This window comes from uncultured Chloroflexus sp. (genome assembly GCF_937951745.1).
Classification (GTDB): domain Bacteria; phylum Chloroflexota; class Chloroflexia; order Chloroflexales; family Chloroflexaceae; genus Chloroflexus.
In genome coordinates this window covers 71,630-86,802 of the sequence record NZ_CALFBQ010000044.1, presented here as the reverse complement: position 1 = coordinate 86,802, position 15,173 = coordinate 71,630, and the positions used below count along the sequence as shown (strand labels likewise).

Below are 15,173 nucleotides of genomic sequence, written 5' to 3'. Positions count from 1 at the left end.
CGTAGTGGTCGAGGTGGCAAAAGGGAGCTTGCCCGACGGTGGCGCGCGCCTGACCCTGTTCTGGGGCCAGACGACGATGAGTGAGCCGGTAGAGTACCCGGCGCTGACGGCGGCCACCGTTTATGCTCGGTTGGGAGATGGTGCAGCCACTTGGGCCATCAGCGCCGATCCAACGCCGGGTGAGCCGAATCCGATCCCGGATCCGGCGGCATTGGCGACGCCGTCGATTCAAGTCACTACTACCGCGACCCGCACGCCAACCGCGACGCGCGCACCGACCGAAACGCGGACGCCAACTGCGACCCGCACGCCAACCGCGACACGCGCACCGACCGAAACGCGGACGCCAACCGCGACCAAAATACCAACTGCCACGCGCACGCCAACGGCAACGAAAACTCCCACGGTCACTAAGACGCCAACTGCGCTGCCAAACGCCTTGCCAACGCCGTGGCCGGTAGGGAGCATCGTGATCAGTGCGCTGTTGCCAGCGCCGATGAACGGTGAGAGCGAATGGGTTGAAGTGACGAGCCGGTATTCGTTACCGATCAATCTACGCGACTGGTTTCTGAGCGATGCGAGTGGCCAGCGCCGGTCATTGGCCGAACAGGAATTGGCGCCGGGGGCGACTGTACGCACGCTGATGACTCGCGCTTTGCTCAATAATGGCGGCGATACAGTTATGTTGCACGATCCGTCAGGGACGGTGATCGATACCTTCACGTATGGAGCAGCGGCGGTTGGCCAGATCATTTGGCGTCGATCAGATGCGAGTCAGCCGGGTAGTGAGCAAACCGACTCAGATACGCTTTCGCTTGCAGCGACAGCAACCGACTCCGTGCTCACCCCGGTAATCTTCCAACCTCTGGCCGCACCCCGTCCGGCTTCACTCTTGCCGCGATCGCCAGCAGCCGCCTACTTGAGCGCCACTCTTCCGCCCCCAACGCCAACCCACTCGCCTACGGCGGAAGCGGACTGTGCCGATTGCGCGCAACCGCCGTGGCCATGGTCACGGATGGCAGCGGCAGCATTAGGCGTTATCGCCCTACTGCTCTTTGTTGCCGAACCAACACCGGCAAAGGCGGCACAACGCGATCAGGATATGCTATAATCTCACAACATTGGTGCAGCCATCTGCTGAAGCGATTGTTCAGAGAGGAACCCCCTATGAAAGATCTGCCTACCCTAATCAGTGAACGGTTAACGCAGAACCTGTGGGGAGTTCTCGGTAATCAGGGCTACATCCTTGGTATCGACCTTGGCAGTTACGGCTTGCGCGCGGCGCTAGTCGATTTGCAGCATCATACCTATCATAACGCTGCCATTGAGTCAGTTGATCACGAAGACCCTGAAACCACGGTGGCGAAGGTTATTGCACTGGTGCAGAACTTGATGGCGCGGGAAGGCGTAATGGTCGATCGGTTGGTGCGGGTAGGGATCGGCTTCAGCGGGCCGGTTGATCTGCGCCATGGGACGGTGCGGCTAGCGCCGCGGCGGCCCGGCTGGGAAAATTATCCGTTGCAAGAGCGGTTTGAGCAAGCGTTTGACGCAGTTACGCTGATCGATAATGATGCCAATCTGATCGCACTCGGTGAGGCGACGTTTGGGGTTGGCAAAGGGTGCCAGCACCTCTTCTACTTTCACCTAAGCACCGGTGTGGGTGGCGGCGCAGTGTTGAATGGCCGTCTCTACCACGGTGCGCATTCGATGGCCGGCGAGATTGGCCATGCGGTCGTGGGCCACGGCTGGGATGGCGATGGCCGTCCAGAAACGCTAGAGGAATTGGTTTCAATCAGCGGTTTGTTGCGGCGCGCACATGCCGCAGGGATGGCTGCCGAACGGCTCGAAGACATTTTCAGCGATCACCCGGTCGCGCGCCGGGTAGTGAAGCATACGGTTGATCTGATGGCTACCCGGATCGCGCAAGTCATTGCGTTGCTCGATCCTGAAATGGTCGTGCTGGGTGGGATCGTGGTGCGTATCGGCGGTGAACCGTTTGTTGAAGCGATTGCTGCGCGGGTCAATGACTTCATCGCACCGCAGTTTGCGCGCCCGGTGCCGGTGGTGCCTTCAGTGCTCGGCCCCGATAGCGTTGCCATCGGCGCAGTGGCTATGGCGCTCGATAGTTTGTCGGATTAGGCGCAAGCAGAATTGGTGGAGTTGACTGCCAATCCGGCAATATCGTCGGTATCGCAGGATGTGTGCTGCTATTACTGATGGCTATGGCTGCACTTGCTTCCGGCCAGTCTGTTACAACCGCAATCTCCCGTCACGCCTGATACCCGCCGTGATTTGCGTGTAGCGCCGAGCAATGCTACAATACGAGAAGCTATATCGTACACCCTACGGATAGCAGGGAGGCAAGTTACGCCTCTCTGTTTCCTGTTGTCTGTAAGTGTCATGGGGGCTGCATGGACGCGAAGATGATCGTCTTTGGCGACACGGCTGTTGATCGCTTGCTCCAGTGGCTACGAGCGAGCGGCGAGCCGAAAGATGTGCGTGAGTTGCTGGTGCAATACCTTGAGATCTTAAGCGAGCTGGTGATGGAGGAGAGCGAATGACCGCCACGACAGGAACGTTGGCCGATGAAGTATGGCGGCTGATGACCGCGCAAGGAATCCTCTTCGCCGTTGATGCCCCTATCCGCCAGACATTGCAGAATCTGGTCGAGTTTTTTGCCGCGCGCTGGCAGCGCGATCCTGCGCAGGTGCGCGCCGAACTCGAAGCGGCGCTGGCGGCTGACGAGCGTTTTACCCGCGAGGAGGTCAATGGCCAAGTTATTTTTGTGACCTCCCGGCAAGGGCGTTACGTTCCCCGTGATACGACCGATATCCACACCTTCAAGCAGCGGCTCTATGAACCGGAAAAGCCACTACCGATCGATGATTTAAGCGTGGTGGTTTCAACCTCACGCCCGGCGATTACGACAGTCGAACCGGTGTACATTTCCGATTACTGGATCGAGCAGGCCCGGTTGGTTACGGCCAAAGCTGCCGAGCGTGAACCGGATGTTGAGCCGCCGGTGCCGGTTGAGGCAGTCCCAGAAGGAACACCGGTAATCGCCGAGCAGCCAGTCGCAGCGCCAGTAACGCCAGTAGTCGTCGAACCGCCGTCAGCAGCGCCGATCACTGCCGAACTTGAGGAGGCGCCAGTCGAGACGATGCCAATAGCCGAACCGGTTGAAACTGCGCCGAAGCCAGAGCCGGTGCAGCCTGCTGAACGCAGCACGGTCTTGGTGGTGGGGGGCATGGCTATCGATCTGAGCCGCCCGCCAGCCGAGATTGTGGCGGAATATGGCCCGGCCCTCGAACGGATTCTGGCTGAGCGGCTGGAACAAGACCCACTGCGCCGGATCGTCAGCTTTGGTCGGATGCATTATCCAGAAGATAAACTGACGAGCTTCGGAAAGAATGATCTGCGCAAGATCCGCGATTATATTCTCGAACGCAACGAGCCGTTGCTTGATACCGAGATTGTCGCCGATCTGTATTATCACAATCCCCGCCAGTCTGACTATGAAGGCTTCCGCTTCTCGCTCAACTACCGGTTGTCACGCGAGAAGGATTTTGAGTTCGTCGGCGTGGAAGGGGCTAATATCTGGTCTACCAAGGGGTTGCCGGCAATTGGCTCGAAGCGGGTGAAAGCGGCGGAGATGGGTCAGTTGACGTCGTACCTTATCGAAGGCTTCGATGATAGCCTTGCTGATCAGAGCACTGACTCAATTGTGGCGAGCGGCAGCGTCACGCGCTGGCTGACGTTCTTCGAGTGGGAGTTTGGCGTCCTGCCGCTTGACGCGGCACTGGCGGCACTGTTGCCGAAGCCGGTCTTCCCCGACCAGCGCAGCGCAGTGCTCCGCTTCGAGTCGCCGCAGCACTTTAGCACTTATCTGGTGGAAGTTCGCTATCCGACCGGTAATCGTGGCGGCTGGCTGCAAGGTCTGGAAGATTTCTTCCGCGAGCACCTTGTCCCCGGTGCGCTGATCACGATTAGCCGCGGCGATGCCGTTAACGTCTTTACCATTACCTATGAAGAGGCGAGCGAGACGACTAGTCGCCTGTTGACGCTGGATGAAAAGAAGAACAAGTTCGCGTTTGCGAATATGACGTTCTACTGCGCTGTCGATGATGATCTGCTGCCAGAGCAGAATCGTTACGGCAAGCTGCGCAATCTGAAGGCTTTCCCGATGGGTGAGCGGCGGAAGGCCGAGATGATCCTTGAACACGTCTGCGAGACGATGGGTGAGCGCGGCGGCAGCCGCGAGCAACCAGTCTACCGGGTGAGTTTCGCTGACATTGTGATGGCATACAATGTGCTGCGTCCAGCCTCACGTTCCTTCTTGCTGGCGCTGCTGGCGAACCATCCGGCGATTGCCGCCGATCCCGCGGCTGAAGGTATGTATCTCTTCACGCCGCCACAGGAAGAAACTAAGGCCGAGGCCATTGAGGAAGACGAGGATGTACCCGCCCAGCCGGCCTTGCGCCGCCGTAGCGGTCGCTATATCGAGGAAGATGAGTAAGCGACGTTGCTGCGTCATGTCACAGTATTCAAGCCGATTTAACGATGGAGAGACGTTGCTAAGTAACGTCTCTCTATCCCTGTAAAGCATATGATGACCCCAAGTTTTGCCGAGCGGGTTGCCCAACTTGATGCCACTGAACAGGCTCCGACCCGCCTCGATCTTAAACTGCTCGCGAATCTTGGCCCAGAGAGTGTGTATATCTTCTGGGAACAGTGGCAGCGGTTTGGCCTTGACCGGCGGCGGCATATTATGCGCCTATTGGCCGAATTAGCCGAAGAACAGGTTCGGCTTGATTATCGGCCGGTGTTTCGCGCTTGTCTAGCTGACCAAGACCCTGAGATTCGGGTGCTGGCAATCGAAGGCTTGTGGGAAGATGACCACGAGCAGATGATGGATCGGCTGATTCGGATGATTCACGATCCAGCCGGTGAGGTGCGCGCGGCGGCATTGCTCAGTCTTGCCCGCTTTGCCTATCGCGCTGAGATTGGCGAGCTTGCCCTTGAGGCGTGTGAGCGGCTGCACACGGCGTTGCTCGATGCAGCCGATGATCCGGAACAGCCGCTAGAGGTGCGGCGGCGGGCAATTGAGGCGCTGGGGTATTTTGCCGGTTCGCGAGAAGCGCAGGCCGCGATCGGGCGGGCCTACAGCATGGACGATATCCTGATGCGCGAGAGTGCAGTTTTGGCGATGGGCCGTTCGATGCGACCGAGCTGGTTCCCCTATATCGAGCGCGAGTTGAAAAGTCCCTCGCCGGCGCTGCGCTACGAAGCGGCACGGGCCGTCGGCGAGATTGGTGAAGATGGTCGCGAGTTGTTACCGTCGCTCTTGCCGCTGGTTGAAGATGATGATACCGAGATTGCGCTGGCAGCGATCTGGGCGCTCGGCCAAGTCGGTGGCCCTGATGCGCGCCGGATTCTCAAGCGCCTTGCCCGGTCACGTGATGAAACCCGTGCGCAGGCGGCGCAAGATGCCCTCGCTGAACTCGATCTTGATACCCTCTGAGGCTGTATGCCACTCGTTACCGAACACGCCGCGGTCTTGCCCGGCGGCTATTGCCATGTAGTGCTATCGCCGCACCTCGATGATGCGGCGCTTTCCTGTGGTGGCTTCATTGCGCGCGCTACCGCCGCCGGCGAGCCGGTGCTGGTGGTGAATGTCTGTAGCGGTAGCCCGCCGCCGGACGCGCCGTTTAGCGCTTTTGCCCAATTGTTGCACGAACGCTGGGGGTTGCCGCCGGCAACGGTAGTGGCCCAGCGCCGGGCTGAAGATGCCGCAGCGTTGCGCATCCTTGGCGCTGATGCGCTGCTGTGGCCGGCGCTTGATGCAATCTATCGCCGGCCTGATGCGTACTCTGATGAGACAAGCTTGTTTGGTTCGCCAGTGTGTGACGATCCGCTCGCGGCAGATGTCGCCGATCTTGTGGCAATGCTGGCGCAGCGTTATCCAGCCGCCACTTTCTATCTGCCGCTAGCGGTGGGGATGCACGTCGATCACCAGTTGGTCTTTGCCGCGGCCACGGCTGCGCTGCTTAAGTGCGGCGCTTCCTGCTGGTATTACGAAGACTTCCCCTACGCGCGCACCGCCGGCGCGGTCGCGCAGCGGCTAGCGATGATTGGGCAGGAGCATTATGCGCCTCATCCTATCCCACTTGATGAGCCGGTACTTTCGGCCAAGATTGCTGCGATCGCCGCCTATGCCAGCCAGTTGGGAGTGCTCTTTGGCAGTGCTGCGGCGATGCCAGCAGCGGTGACAGCGTATGCCGAGCAGGTGGCGTCGCTGCCGTTGCGTTACGCTGAGCGGCAGTGGGTGCGGCTATGAGCAGGCAGTGGCTGGTTGCTGAACCCTCTCCGGCCCAGTGGGATGCGTTTGTGGCTGCCCATCCCCAAGGCAATTTGTTACAGGCCAGCCCGTGGGGGGCGCTGAAGGCGCGGTTTGGCTGGCAGTACCGGCGGTTGGTGGTGGCTGATCGGGCGGGCGCGATGGTCGCCGGGGCGCAGATCCTCTTCCGGCGCTATTACGGGTTGGCGTTTGGCTACGTTCCGCGCGGGCCGCTCTTTGCCGGCGATCCGGCGGTTGATCATTTGTTGCTGCGCGCATTGCGCCGGCTGGGTTGGCAAATGGCGGCAGTGCTGATCCGGCTGGAACCGAATGTGTTGCACGATGCGCCAGATGCCGATGCGCTGATGGCATGGCTGAGCCGGCAGCGGTTGCCGATGGCAGAGACGATCCAACCGCGCAGTACTATTCTGGTTGATCTGCGACCAGATGAAGCAGCTCTGTTCGCTGCCTGCTCGAAAGGCCACCGGGCCGATATTCGCCGCGCCGAGCGTCTCGGTGTGACGGTGCGTGTTGGCTCAGCCGCCGATTTGCCGGCGTTTTACGCTATCATGCAGGCTACTGGGGCGCGGGCCGATTTTGGTATTCATAGCGCCGAGTATTACGCTGCGGCATGGCAGTTGCACCAACCGCGCGCGCGGCTGTTGATTGCCGAATTGAACGGTGCGCTGGTGGCGGCCCATCTGGTGTTTGCCGATGCGCGCTATGGCCGTTACCTTTATAGTGGTGCGACCACAGACGGGTTGCGCAGCGGCGCGAACCATTTGCTTGAATGGTATGCGCTACAGTGGGCGCGTGAATTAGGGTGCATCGGCTACGATCTGTGGGGAATCCCCGATCCGTTGGGGCAGGCTGCGTTCGCTACCGATGAGTCAACCCGCGCCGCTCTCGAACAAGCAGCGCAGCATGATCCGCTGATCGGGGTCTATCGCTTTAAGAAAGGCTTCGGCGGGCGCGTGGCGAGGTTTGTCCCCGCCTTTGATCTAGTGCTGCTGCCGCCGCTTTACCCGCTGGCCCGGCGGAAACTGGCCGGGTAGTGGTTTGCAGTCCTTGACGATTCAACCCTAGAAACACCGTATGAGCAAAACGCTTGCCGACCTCTTGCCCGGCGTCGCCGCTCAATACGTGATTGGCGATCTGGCCGTTCCCATCCGTTCACTCGTCTATGATTCGCGCCGGGTTGAGCCGGGCAGTTTGTTTGTGGCCATCCGCGGCCAACACAGCGATGGCCACCATTTCATTCCCCAAGCGCTCAGTCGCGGCGCCGCAGCGTTGGTGGTCGATCAGCGTTACTGGCAAGGGCCAGCCCCAGCCGGCGTACCGGTGGTGGTGGTGGCTGATAGCCGAGTGGTGCTGGCCCCATTGGCCGCCGCGTTCTATGATTATCCGGGGCGCGAATTGATCACGATTGGCATCACCGGCACTAAAGGCAAGAGCACCACGACCGATTTGACAGCGCAGCTCTTGGCTGCTACCGGTAGCGCGGTGGGAATGATCAGCACGGTTGATTTTCAGATTGGCGCGCGGCGCTGGCCGAACGACACCCGCCAGAGTACGCCGGAGGCGCCGGATGTGCAGGCGCTGCTGCGCGAGATGGTGGCCGCCGGTTGCAATATGGCAGTGATTGAGGCGACTTCGCATGCCCTCTCGCCGCGCTGGGGCCGCTTGGTTGGCTGTGCCTTCGCCGTGGCGGTGATGCTCAATATCGGTCACGAGCATCTCGATTATCACGGTTCGTTTGAGCAGTACCGCGCCGATAAAGCGCAACTCTTTGCTCTGCTCGCCGAACGCACTGGCCCGACGTGGGCGATTGTCAATGCCGATGATCCGAACCATCACCACTTTCTCGCCGCTGCTCCCGCGACTGCATCCCGCCTCCGCTATGGTCTGAACGAGCCGGCTGAGGTGCAGGGGCGACTGATCCAGAGCGGCCCGATGGGTAGTGTAGTGCGCGTGTCGTCGCCGTGGGGCGTAACTGACCTCACAGTGCCGTTGCCCGGCCGGTTCAACGCCAGCAATGCGCTCGCCGCGCTAGCAGTGGCGCTCACGCAGGGGATTCCGCTCGCAACGGCAGCCGCAGCGCTGGCTAGTGTGCGCGCACCGCGCGGGCGGATGGCTCCGGTCAACGCTGGCCAGCCGTTTGGTGTAATTGTGGATTACGCGCACAATCCAGATTCGTTCGAACAGATCTTTGCCATGCTCCGGCCACAGGTGCAGGGCCGGATGATTGCCGTCTTTGGCAGCGCCGGCGAGCGTGATGTCGCGAAGCGTGCTATTCAGGGCGAGATTGCTGGCCAGATGTGCGATCTGCTGGTGTTGACCGATGAAGATCCGCGTGGTGAAGATCGCGAGGCCATTATTGCTCAGATCGCTGCCGGGGCTGAACGAGCTGGCAAGCGAGCTGGCAGCGGCTACCTCTGCATTCCTGATCGGGCGCAGGCGATTCGGGCGGCGCTGGCAGCAGCCCGGCCCGGCGATCTGGTGTTGCTGTTGGGGAAAGGCCACGAAGGCAGCATCATCTACGCTGATCACGCTATTCCGTGGGATGAAGCGGGTGAAGCGCGGCGGGCGCTGGCTGAGCTGGGGTATGCCGGCCACACAGAGATGCATAAGTCATCTCAGGAGCCGGGCTGAACATCTTCAAACAAGGGGTTGCGCTCGCTAGAGCAGGAGATTGCTGCGGGCGCTGCGCGCCTTCGCAATGACAACAGAGCACGTCTTCGCACGGCGCAGCCATCTCCTACAAGGGCGAGTGCAAACCGGTGATACGTTGAGAGGTTCTATACTATAATAATAACTGCTCAATCTTGCGCCCCTTGTTCACGGCTCTTCCTGTCATGATCGACCTTGCCCCCGACAACCCGCACACGCTCACTATCGCCACCCCGGTCATCGCCGCTGCCGGCAGCCTTGGCGATGTGGTCAGCGTGGCGCGCTGGCTGGGGCTGACGCAACCTGCGGCCGATCACGGCCTTGGCGCGATTATCTGCTCAACGGTGACGGTTGCCGGCAGGCGCGGCCAACCGCAGGTGTTGGCTACCCCTGCTGGTGTGCTCTACCATCACGGCGGCGCGAGTTTAGGCGTTAAACAAGTGCGCGAACGATTGGCCCCCCGCTGGGCTGGCTATCACGTGCCAGTCTTGGTCAGTATTGCTGGCGCTGATGCGGCTGCAGTTGCCGCCGAACTCACCGATGTGCCGGGCATTGCCGGCTTTGAGTTGGCGCTGCCGGCACTGACCGCTTCCGAAGCTGCCCAACGGGTCACGGCTGTGCGCCGGGCCACGCTGCTCCCCCTCCTTATCCGGCTGCCCGGTGAGCTGCCCGATCCGGTGGCAGTGGCGCAGGCGAGCATTGCCGCCGGCGCTGATGCGATTGCGCTGATCGGTGGGTTGCCGGCCTGTATGCCCCAAGCTGATGGCAGCCTCGTCTATGGCCGCCTAGGCGGCCCGGCGATCTTTCCGATTGCGTTGCGGTTGGTTGCGGCGGTGGCTGCCGCCGTGGCAGCGCCCGTGATCGGCATGGGTGGTGTCGCTACGCCGGACCATGCCCGCGCGATGCTCGATGCCGGCGCGCGGGCAGTGGCGTTGGCCAGTGCGCTGCTCGCCGATCTGCGGCGCGCAAAGGTGATTGCCGAGGAACGATAGGCGGCGTTTGTTACCGCCAGCGCACCTCGCGCACATGAATATGGGCCGGTTCACCGACTCCTCGTTGGAAGATATCGAGCCGGAGGTTGGTTGCCAGCAGCGGTTGCGGGAAATCAAACGTCACGGTGGGATCCGGCGGCAGCTCGTGGTATGGCTGGTGAAAGGCATGGGTTTCGCCGTCAGGGTTGGTTACGGTCACCGTTAAGTCGAGTTCCATTGTTCCCAGCATCAGCTCGACCGCGCTGATCGGCAGGGGATGAGGAAAGCGCAGTTCGATCACGAGCGGATTGGCTTCAAGACCGCGCGCGAGGGTGTGCGGATCGCCGTCGAAGAGATCGGTAATGCTGCCGATGTCAAGCCGCGAATGCGCGATGATCAGCTCGTGCCCGCCAATCACGAGCGGCTCTTCCACCAGTGTCGCGCGCTCGGCTCGCTCGGCGGCAAGAATCTCATCAATAGTGGGGACATACTCCAGTCGCACCACGTAGAAGCCCGGACTGCCATCAGGATACGGAATAATCTGTTCGGGTGGCATCATGATGAATTTACCGCTTTGCTGCGCGCGATCGAATTCGGCTGCTGTCATAATGAACACATCGCGTTGCCGGTCGAGATCACGGCGCTGGTACAAGTACGCATCAATCGTGATCAGCTCAATTCGGCGACGTTGCGCTGGGGTGAGGAAAAAATCGACAAAACTGTTCGGGTTATTAGCCCATGTGGTGGATACTCGTAGAGTCGTTTGCGAATCACGGGCGAGGAGATCGGGTATCGTCTCGGCAAAGAGCTGTTGTGCGCCGTACTGCATCCCGTACAGGCCGTAGTCGCGGAACCAGAGCGGTCCGCCGAGCACGGCAGTGCGGAGCATCACCAAACTGCTGAACGCGAAGGTGAGACCGAACAGCAGGGTAACGAGGCGTTGCCAGCGGTGCGGGAGCCGTTCGATCAGGAAACTGGCCCCGATCACCGCGAGCAGCGTGGCAGTAATGACCATCGCCAACGCGCGGGTGACGGCAATCCCAACCAAAGCGCTGCTAAACGGTGCAGCGAGGAGCGCGCCAATCGGCAAGCGGTAGATCGATTCGCGCCAGCGCCACAAGCAGATCGCCAAGCCAATGAGGACAAATGGTAACAAGAACAGCGGGAAATGGCCGCTGTCGGGAAAGCGATGGCGGTCGAGGTCCATCGTGTTGGGCCAGAACCAGTAGCGCGGATCAAGGCCTTGGGCGTAAATGGTGACAAACCGCTCGATCTTCTCGGTGAGCGGCAACGGTTTCAGCCAATAGGAATGGAGCGTGCGTAAATGCTCTACCGTCGCGTTGGGCTGGAGCCAACGGAACCGAATCAGTGGCACGAGGGTGAGCGCGAACATCCCAAGAGCGAGCCAGAGACGTTGGGGTGGACGGCTGAGATGGTAACGGATATCGCTGAGGAAGAGGAGCGTACCGCTGACCAACATCACCCCTTGCCCGTTGGCATAGCTGTAGAATGTTGCTGCGCCAAACAAGATTGCAGCCGCGATCCAGCGATCATCATAATACCGATAGGCCATATACGCCGCGAGAAACCCAGCATAGCACGCAACCATCAAGACGGTCTCGAACGCGGTGCGCGAATGGATAAACCACGCCGGCATGGCGCAGATCACGAGGATGCCGAGCCACCAGCGCCGGTCGTGGTAGCCAAAGCGGAGCAGCGCCGCAATGCCGAGCGGAGCGAGCAAGCTGGCAACAACCGATGTGGCGCGGGTAAACCAGATCGACCGGTCGAACCCGAAGAGGAGAATGCTGAACGCATGCAGATAGACGCTCAGGCTTAAATTCCACATGCCGGCGTTTTGAAAGTAGGGCGGTAGCCAAACACCGTTGCTGTCGCGAAAGCCATTGGCGACGAGATCGCGGGCCAATACCCCATGGATCGCTTCATCGCAAAAGAAGTAGATCGGAAATACCGTCAGGTGGGTAAGTCGAGTGTAGAGGTACAGAGCAAGGCTCGCGAGCAGCAGGAATAGCTCGCCGTGGGTCATATGGCTGAGCCAACCTGATTGCATGAGGGGTTGAGCGAGCCACGCTATCGAAGGGTCAGCCGTTGTCCTAGAGCGGCTCATATCGTATCACCCGGTTGTGTTGCGATGATAGTGATACCAAGGGGATGTTTAATCGTATCGCGAGAGTGCAACCATATTGCGTACAGCCCAAACCAATCTTATTGATGATGCCATTGGTTTGGCTCAATAAGGATTGCTCGCATGCAACTCTATTATACCGCCGCTATCCATGAACGCTATCAATTTGAGGGTTTAGTCTGGTTGAGTGTCACTGCGCCGGGGTTGGCGCGCATTGCGCAACCCGGCCAGTATGCCCTTGTGCGTCCCTCACGCAGCCTCGATCCACTGTTGTGGCCGGCAGTCTTTCTTGCCGGCGCCGATACAACGAAGGGCGAGGTTGAGTTGATCATTGACCCACGCGATCCGGCGCTCGCGTGGCTGATTGACCTGCCAGCGGGCGCTATCCTCGATCTCTGCGCACCGTTAGGGACGCCGTTTGGGCCGGCGCCGACGACGCATACCCTCTTATTGGCGGGGGTGGGGACGGCGTTGCCGGTTCTGCTCTTCGTTGCCCGTCGCTATGCTAGCCGGCTGAGCATAGCGCTGCTGTTAGGTGGCGACAAGGGGTACCTCCCGCCGCCATTTCTCTTGCCTGAAACGGTTGAGGTGCAGACAAGCGCTGCCGGTGAGGGGGGATTGTTTGAACTGCTAGCTGCGCATTCGCCCAGCAGTCCTATTTGTTGGGCTGATCAGGTATTGTTTGCGCTACCACCAAGCTTGCTGAGTCAAGCAACCGCTGCGATGCGGTCGGCGCGCTTGCGTTGGGATCGCGGTCTAGCACAGGTGGTAGTGGCAGGGCCGTTGCCGTGCGGGTTGGGTATCTGCCGGGCCTGCCAAATCGAGACGCGCAACGGTTGGCAACGGCGGTGTGTCGAAGGGCCGGTATTTGATTTGCGCGATCTACGGTAAATCACCCTCGATCCGGCGGAAGGTATTCATAAACCAACGCCGCACATCACGGAAGCGATCTTCAGCGCCAAATAAGGTCTGGCCGGCGAAATCGGGGTTAGCGAAGGCGCGTCCTTGCAGATTAGCAGTGCTGACGATGACATACATCGGTTGGTAGAGAGTAATCGCTGGTGACAGCTCGAGCCAACGTTGTTGAAACGCATGGTATAGCTCGGCACGAGCCACTAACTCTGGTTCAGACCGCGCCTGTTCGAGCAGCAGGTCGATCCGGCTATCGTTCAAACCGGCGTAATTGAGTCCGCTAGCGGCCTGACTGGAATGCCACAAACTATACGGATCGGGATCAGGGCCGATCCGGGTCCAAGTATGGATCGCGGTCATAAAATCACCGCGCCGCAAGCGATCGGTCAGCGTCATGCTATCTACCGATTCAACCGTTACCTCGACCCCAATCGCTCGCCACTGGGTTGAGACGGCTTGTGCCACTGCCAGCCGGCGTTCATCCTGATCAACCAGCAGGGTAAAGCTGAGCCGTTGCGTGCCGCGCTGGCGGATGCCATCACTGCCCGGTTCAAAATCAATTTCGGCCAACCGGTCGGCTGCGGCCGCCGGATCGGCAGGTATCCGGCGAATGGCTGGATCATCGGCCCATGTGCCGGGCAAAAGCGGTGTATCGATTGGCTGGGCCAACCCATTGATCGCCGTTTCAATTAACGCATCGCGGTTGAGACCGAGCGCCAGCGCGCGGCGAAGGGGTATTTCTTGAAACAGCGGCAAGCGGAGGTTAAAGGTCAGAACGGTATACTCATCAACCGGCAAAACGATACGCTGTTCGTTGCCGGGCAGATCAACCGCGCGCAGGTTGGTGCCCCAGCGTTCTGCGAACCCCATGACCTCACCGCGCGAAAGGGCTGCAATCGCTGCTTCGGGGGTAGCGATGAAGCGCAATTCGATCTGATCGAGAAACGGTCGCCCGTTGTAATACGTTGGGTTAGCTGTTAACAGTGCCGATTCAGGTCGCAATTCGGCCAACCGGAATGGCCCGCTGCCGATCAATTGGCGGGCGAACTCGCTGGCAGGCCATGCGGTTGGTGGAATGGTGCGCAGTAGATGGGCTGGGAGGATCGGCACGCGGGCTAAGACCGGGAAGGGAGCAAATGGCCCTGACAGAATAAATCGTACTGTGCGATTATCGACTCGTTCGATCAGAATGGTGCGCCAGAAGCTAGCGACTGCCGGCTCACCGGCCTGCTCTAGCTCTTGGAGGGTGCGCAGGGTAAAGACCACGTCATCGGCAGTAAGCGGCGTGCCGTCGTGCCAGCGCAATCCCGGCCGCAACGTGAAGGTATAGATTTCGCCAGTGGCGTCAACCGTATACCCTTCGGCCAAAGCCGGCTCGATCAAACCATCAACCCCGATGCGAGTCAGCCCCTCGAAGAGCAAGCTGATCAATGCCCGCCCGGCCGGATCGGCAGCGGGATCATTTAGCAACGGGATCGGCATCACCGGCGTACCGACCACCGCCTCGCGATAGACGCCGCCGGTGGCCGGATTATCGGTGGAAGCGCTCAGCGCTGCCAAGCGGCCAAACAAGACGACAATCACCCCGATCCCTGCGAGCGCGATCGCAATCTGCCAACGAATCCGGCGTGCCATACCTTAATTGAAAATGGGGAGACTGGTGATCAGCGCGAGTAGTAAAAAGCTTACTCCCAGCGCAATCGTGGCCTGATACAGCGTCTTTTCAATGCCGCGGCGCGTGCGATACATCGAGCTGGTGTCGCGGTTGAGACCGCCGCCGCGCGATTGCAAAATCACCAGCACGCTCATAACGGCGCTAATAACCAAAATCGCAATGTAGAGAGCGGTTTCCATAGGTGCCTTGCTCCTCATATCGACGTTTGTCGCTGCATTATGCAGGCACATTAGTATACCACAGAGTATCAATCGGCGTGCTCCGCTCGATACGGCATGGCTTGCCGCGTCCCCTATTCGTCATAGGGTTCATGCCCCTGCGTGCGATCTACGCACCTATGTCTCGAAGCGTTCCAGCACCAGTTAGTTGGTTGCGCAATTGTTGCCGAAAGGCTACAGCTTCATATCTACACAAGCGCGCATTCTATGCTATGATCACACTCGTGCAAGCCGTCACAGCTAT

Annotated in this window: 13 protein-coding genes; 10 read left to right on the top strand and 3 right to left on the bottom strand. The window is 60.1% G+C overall.

Annotated elements, in window-relative coordinates:
- The 9 genes from Q1A59_RS11080 to Q1A59_RS11040 all read left to right on the top strand — a co-directional run.
- Positions 1 to 1,111 (top strand): lamin tail domain-containing protein (locus Q1A59_RS11080; RefSeq protein WP_298403315.1); only part of this gene is annotated, 1,111 nt, incomplete at its 5' end.
- A 56-nt stretch (positions 1,112 to 1,167) separates the two neighbouring features.
- Positions 1,168 to 2,139: an ROK family protein gene (locus tag Q1A59_RS11075; RefSeq protein ID WP_298403313.1), complete on the top strand. Its 972-nt coding sequence runs from the start codon at positions 1,168 to 1,170 to the stop codon at positions 2,137 to 2,139.
- Between the two features lie 272 nt (positions 2,140 to 2,411).
- Complete coding sequence (locus Q1A59_RS11070; protein WP_298403311.1) at positions 2,412 to 2,561, top strand: hypothetical protein; 150 nt, start codon at positions 2,412 to 2,414, stop codon at positions 2,559 to 2,561.
- Entirely contained in the window at positions 2,558 to 4,516 is a 1,959-nt protein-coding gene (locus Q1A59_RS11065; RefSeq protein ID WP_298403308.1) for a hypothetical protein, read from the top strand. The genes Q1A59_RS11070 and Q1A59_RS11065 overlap by 4 nt, the downstream gene beginning before the upstream one ends.
- Before the next feature lie 90 nt (positions 4,517 to 4,606).
- A complete protein-coding gene (locus tag Q1A59_RS11060; RefSeq protein ID WP_298403305.1) occupies positions 4,607 to 5,521 on the top strand; it encodes a HEAT repeat domain-containing protein in 915 nt (304 codons plus the stop codon).
- A 6-nt stretch (positions 5,522 to 5,527) separates the two neighbouring features.
- The gene (locus tag Q1A59_RS11055; protein WP_299644971.1) at positions 5,528 to 6,337 is read left to right on the top strand and encodes a PIG-L deacetylase family protein; all 810 of its coding nucleotides are present in this window, start codon (positions 5,528 to 5,530) and stop codon (positions 6,335 to 6,337) included.
- Positions 6,334 to 7,392, top strand: coding sequence for a peptidoglycan bridge formation glycyltransferase FemA/FemB family protein (locus tag Q1A59_RS11050; RefSeq protein ID WP_298403301.1), 1,059 nt, complete (start codon positions 6,334 to 6,336; stop codon positions 7,390 to 7,392). The genes Q1A59_RS11055 and Q1A59_RS11050 overlap by 4 nt, the downstream gene beginning before the upstream one ends.
- Before the next feature lie 40 nt (positions 7,393 to 7,432).
- Positions 7,433 to 8,989, top strand: a complete 1,557-nt coding sequence (locus Q1A59_RS11045; protein ID WP_298403299.1) for a UDP-N-acetylmuramoyl-L-alanyl-D-glutamate--2,6-diaminopimelate ligase — start codon at positions 7,433 to 7,435, stop codon at positions 8,987 to 8,989.
- Positions 8,990 to 9,192: 203 nt separating this feature from the next.
- Complete coding sequence (locus Q1A59_RS11040) at positions 9,193 to 9,999, top strand: dihydroorotate dehydrogenase (protein WP_298403297.1); 807 nt, start codon at positions 9,193 to 9,195, stop codon at positions 9,997 to 9,999.
- A gap of 10 nt (positions 10,000 to 10,009) precedes the next feature.
- On the opposite strand, the gene Q1A59_RS11035 is transcribed toward Q1A59_RS11040, so the two are convergent.
- The gene (locus tag Q1A59_RS11035) at positions 10,010 to 12,049 is read right to left on the bottom strand and encodes a glycosyltransferase family 39 protein (RefSeq protein WP_299644970.1); all 2,040 of its coding nucleotides are present in this window, start codon (positions 12,047 to 12,049) and stop codon (positions 10,010 to 10,012) included.
- Positions 12,050 to 12,247: 198 nt separating this feature from the next.
- On the opposite strand from Q1A59_RS11035, the gene Q1A59_RS11030 reads away from it, so the two are divergent.
- On the top strand, positions 12,248 to 13,015 hold the full coding sequence (locus Q1A59_RS11030; RefSeq protein WP_298403292.1) for a hypothetical protein: 768 nt from the start codon (positions 12,248 to 12,250) through the stop codon (positions 13,013 to 13,015).
- Here Q1A59_RS11030 and Q1A59_RS11025 read toward each other — a convergent pair.
- Positions 13,007 to 14,671: a peptide ABC transporter substrate-binding protein gene (locus Q1A59_RS11025; RefSeq protein ID WP_298403290.1), complete on the bottom strand. Its 1,665-nt coding sequence runs from the start codon at positions 14,669 to 14,671 to the stop codon at positions 13,007 to 13,009. The two genes, Q1A59_RS11030 and Q1A59_RS11025, sit on opposite strands and share 9 nt — an antisense overlap.
- Positions 14,672 to 14,674: 3 nt before the next feature.
- Complete coding sequence (gene secG, locus Q1A59_RS11020) at positions 14,675 to 14,890, bottom strand: preprotein translocase subunit SecG (protein WP_298403287.1); 216 nt, start codon at positions 14,888 to 14,890, stop codon at positions 14,675 to 14,677.
- Positions 14,891 to 15,173: the final 283 nt, after the last annotated feature.

Coding starts and splice junctions, on each gene's coding strand:
- Q1A59_RS11075 (WP_298403313.1), top strand. CDS start 1,168: ATGAAAGATCTGCCTACCCTAATCAGTGAACGGTTAACGCAGAACCTG.
- Q1A59_RS11070 (WP_298403311.1), top strand. CDS start 2,412: ATGGACGCGAAGATGATCGTCTTTGGCGACACGGCTGTTGATCGCTTG.
- Q1A59_RS11065 (WP_298403308.1), top strand. CDS start 2,558: ATGACCGCCACGACAGGAACGTTGGCCGATGAAGTATGGCGGCTGATG.
- Q1A59_RS11060 (WP_298403305.1), top strand. CDS start 4,607: ATGATGACCCCAAGTTTTGCCGAGCGGGTTGCCCAACTTGATGCCACT.
- Q1A59_RS11055 (WP_299644971.1), top strand. CDS start 5,528: ATGCCACTCGTTACCGAACACGCCGCGGTCTTGCCCGGCGGCTATTGC.
- Q1A59_RS11050 (WP_298403301.1), top strand. CDS start 6,334: ATGAGCAGGCAGTGGCTGGTTGCTGAACCCTCTCCGGCCCAGTGGGAT.
- Q1A59_RS11045 (WP_298403299.1), top strand. CDS start 7,433: ATGAGCAAAACGCTTGCCGACCTCTTGCCCGGCGTCGCCGCTCAATAC.
- Q1A59_RS11040 (WP_298403297.1), top strand. CDS start 9,193: ATGATCGACCTTGCCCCCGACAACCCGCACACGCTCACTATCGCCACC.
- Q1A59_RS11035 (WP_299644970.1), bottom strand. CDS start 12,049: ATGCAATCAGGTTGGCTCAGCCATATGACCCACGGCGAGCTATTCCTG.
- Q1A59_RS11030 (WP_298403292.1), top strand. CDS start 12,248: ATGCAACTCTATTATACCGCCGCTATCCATGAACGCTATCAATTTGAG.
- Q1A59_RS11025 (WP_298403290.1), bottom strand. CDS start 14,671: ATGGCACGCCGGATTCGTTGGCAGATTGCGATCGCGCTCGCAGGGATC.
- secG (WP_298403287.1), bottom strand. CDS start 14,890: ATGGAAACCGCTCTCTACATTGCGATTTTGGTTATTAGCGCCGTTATG.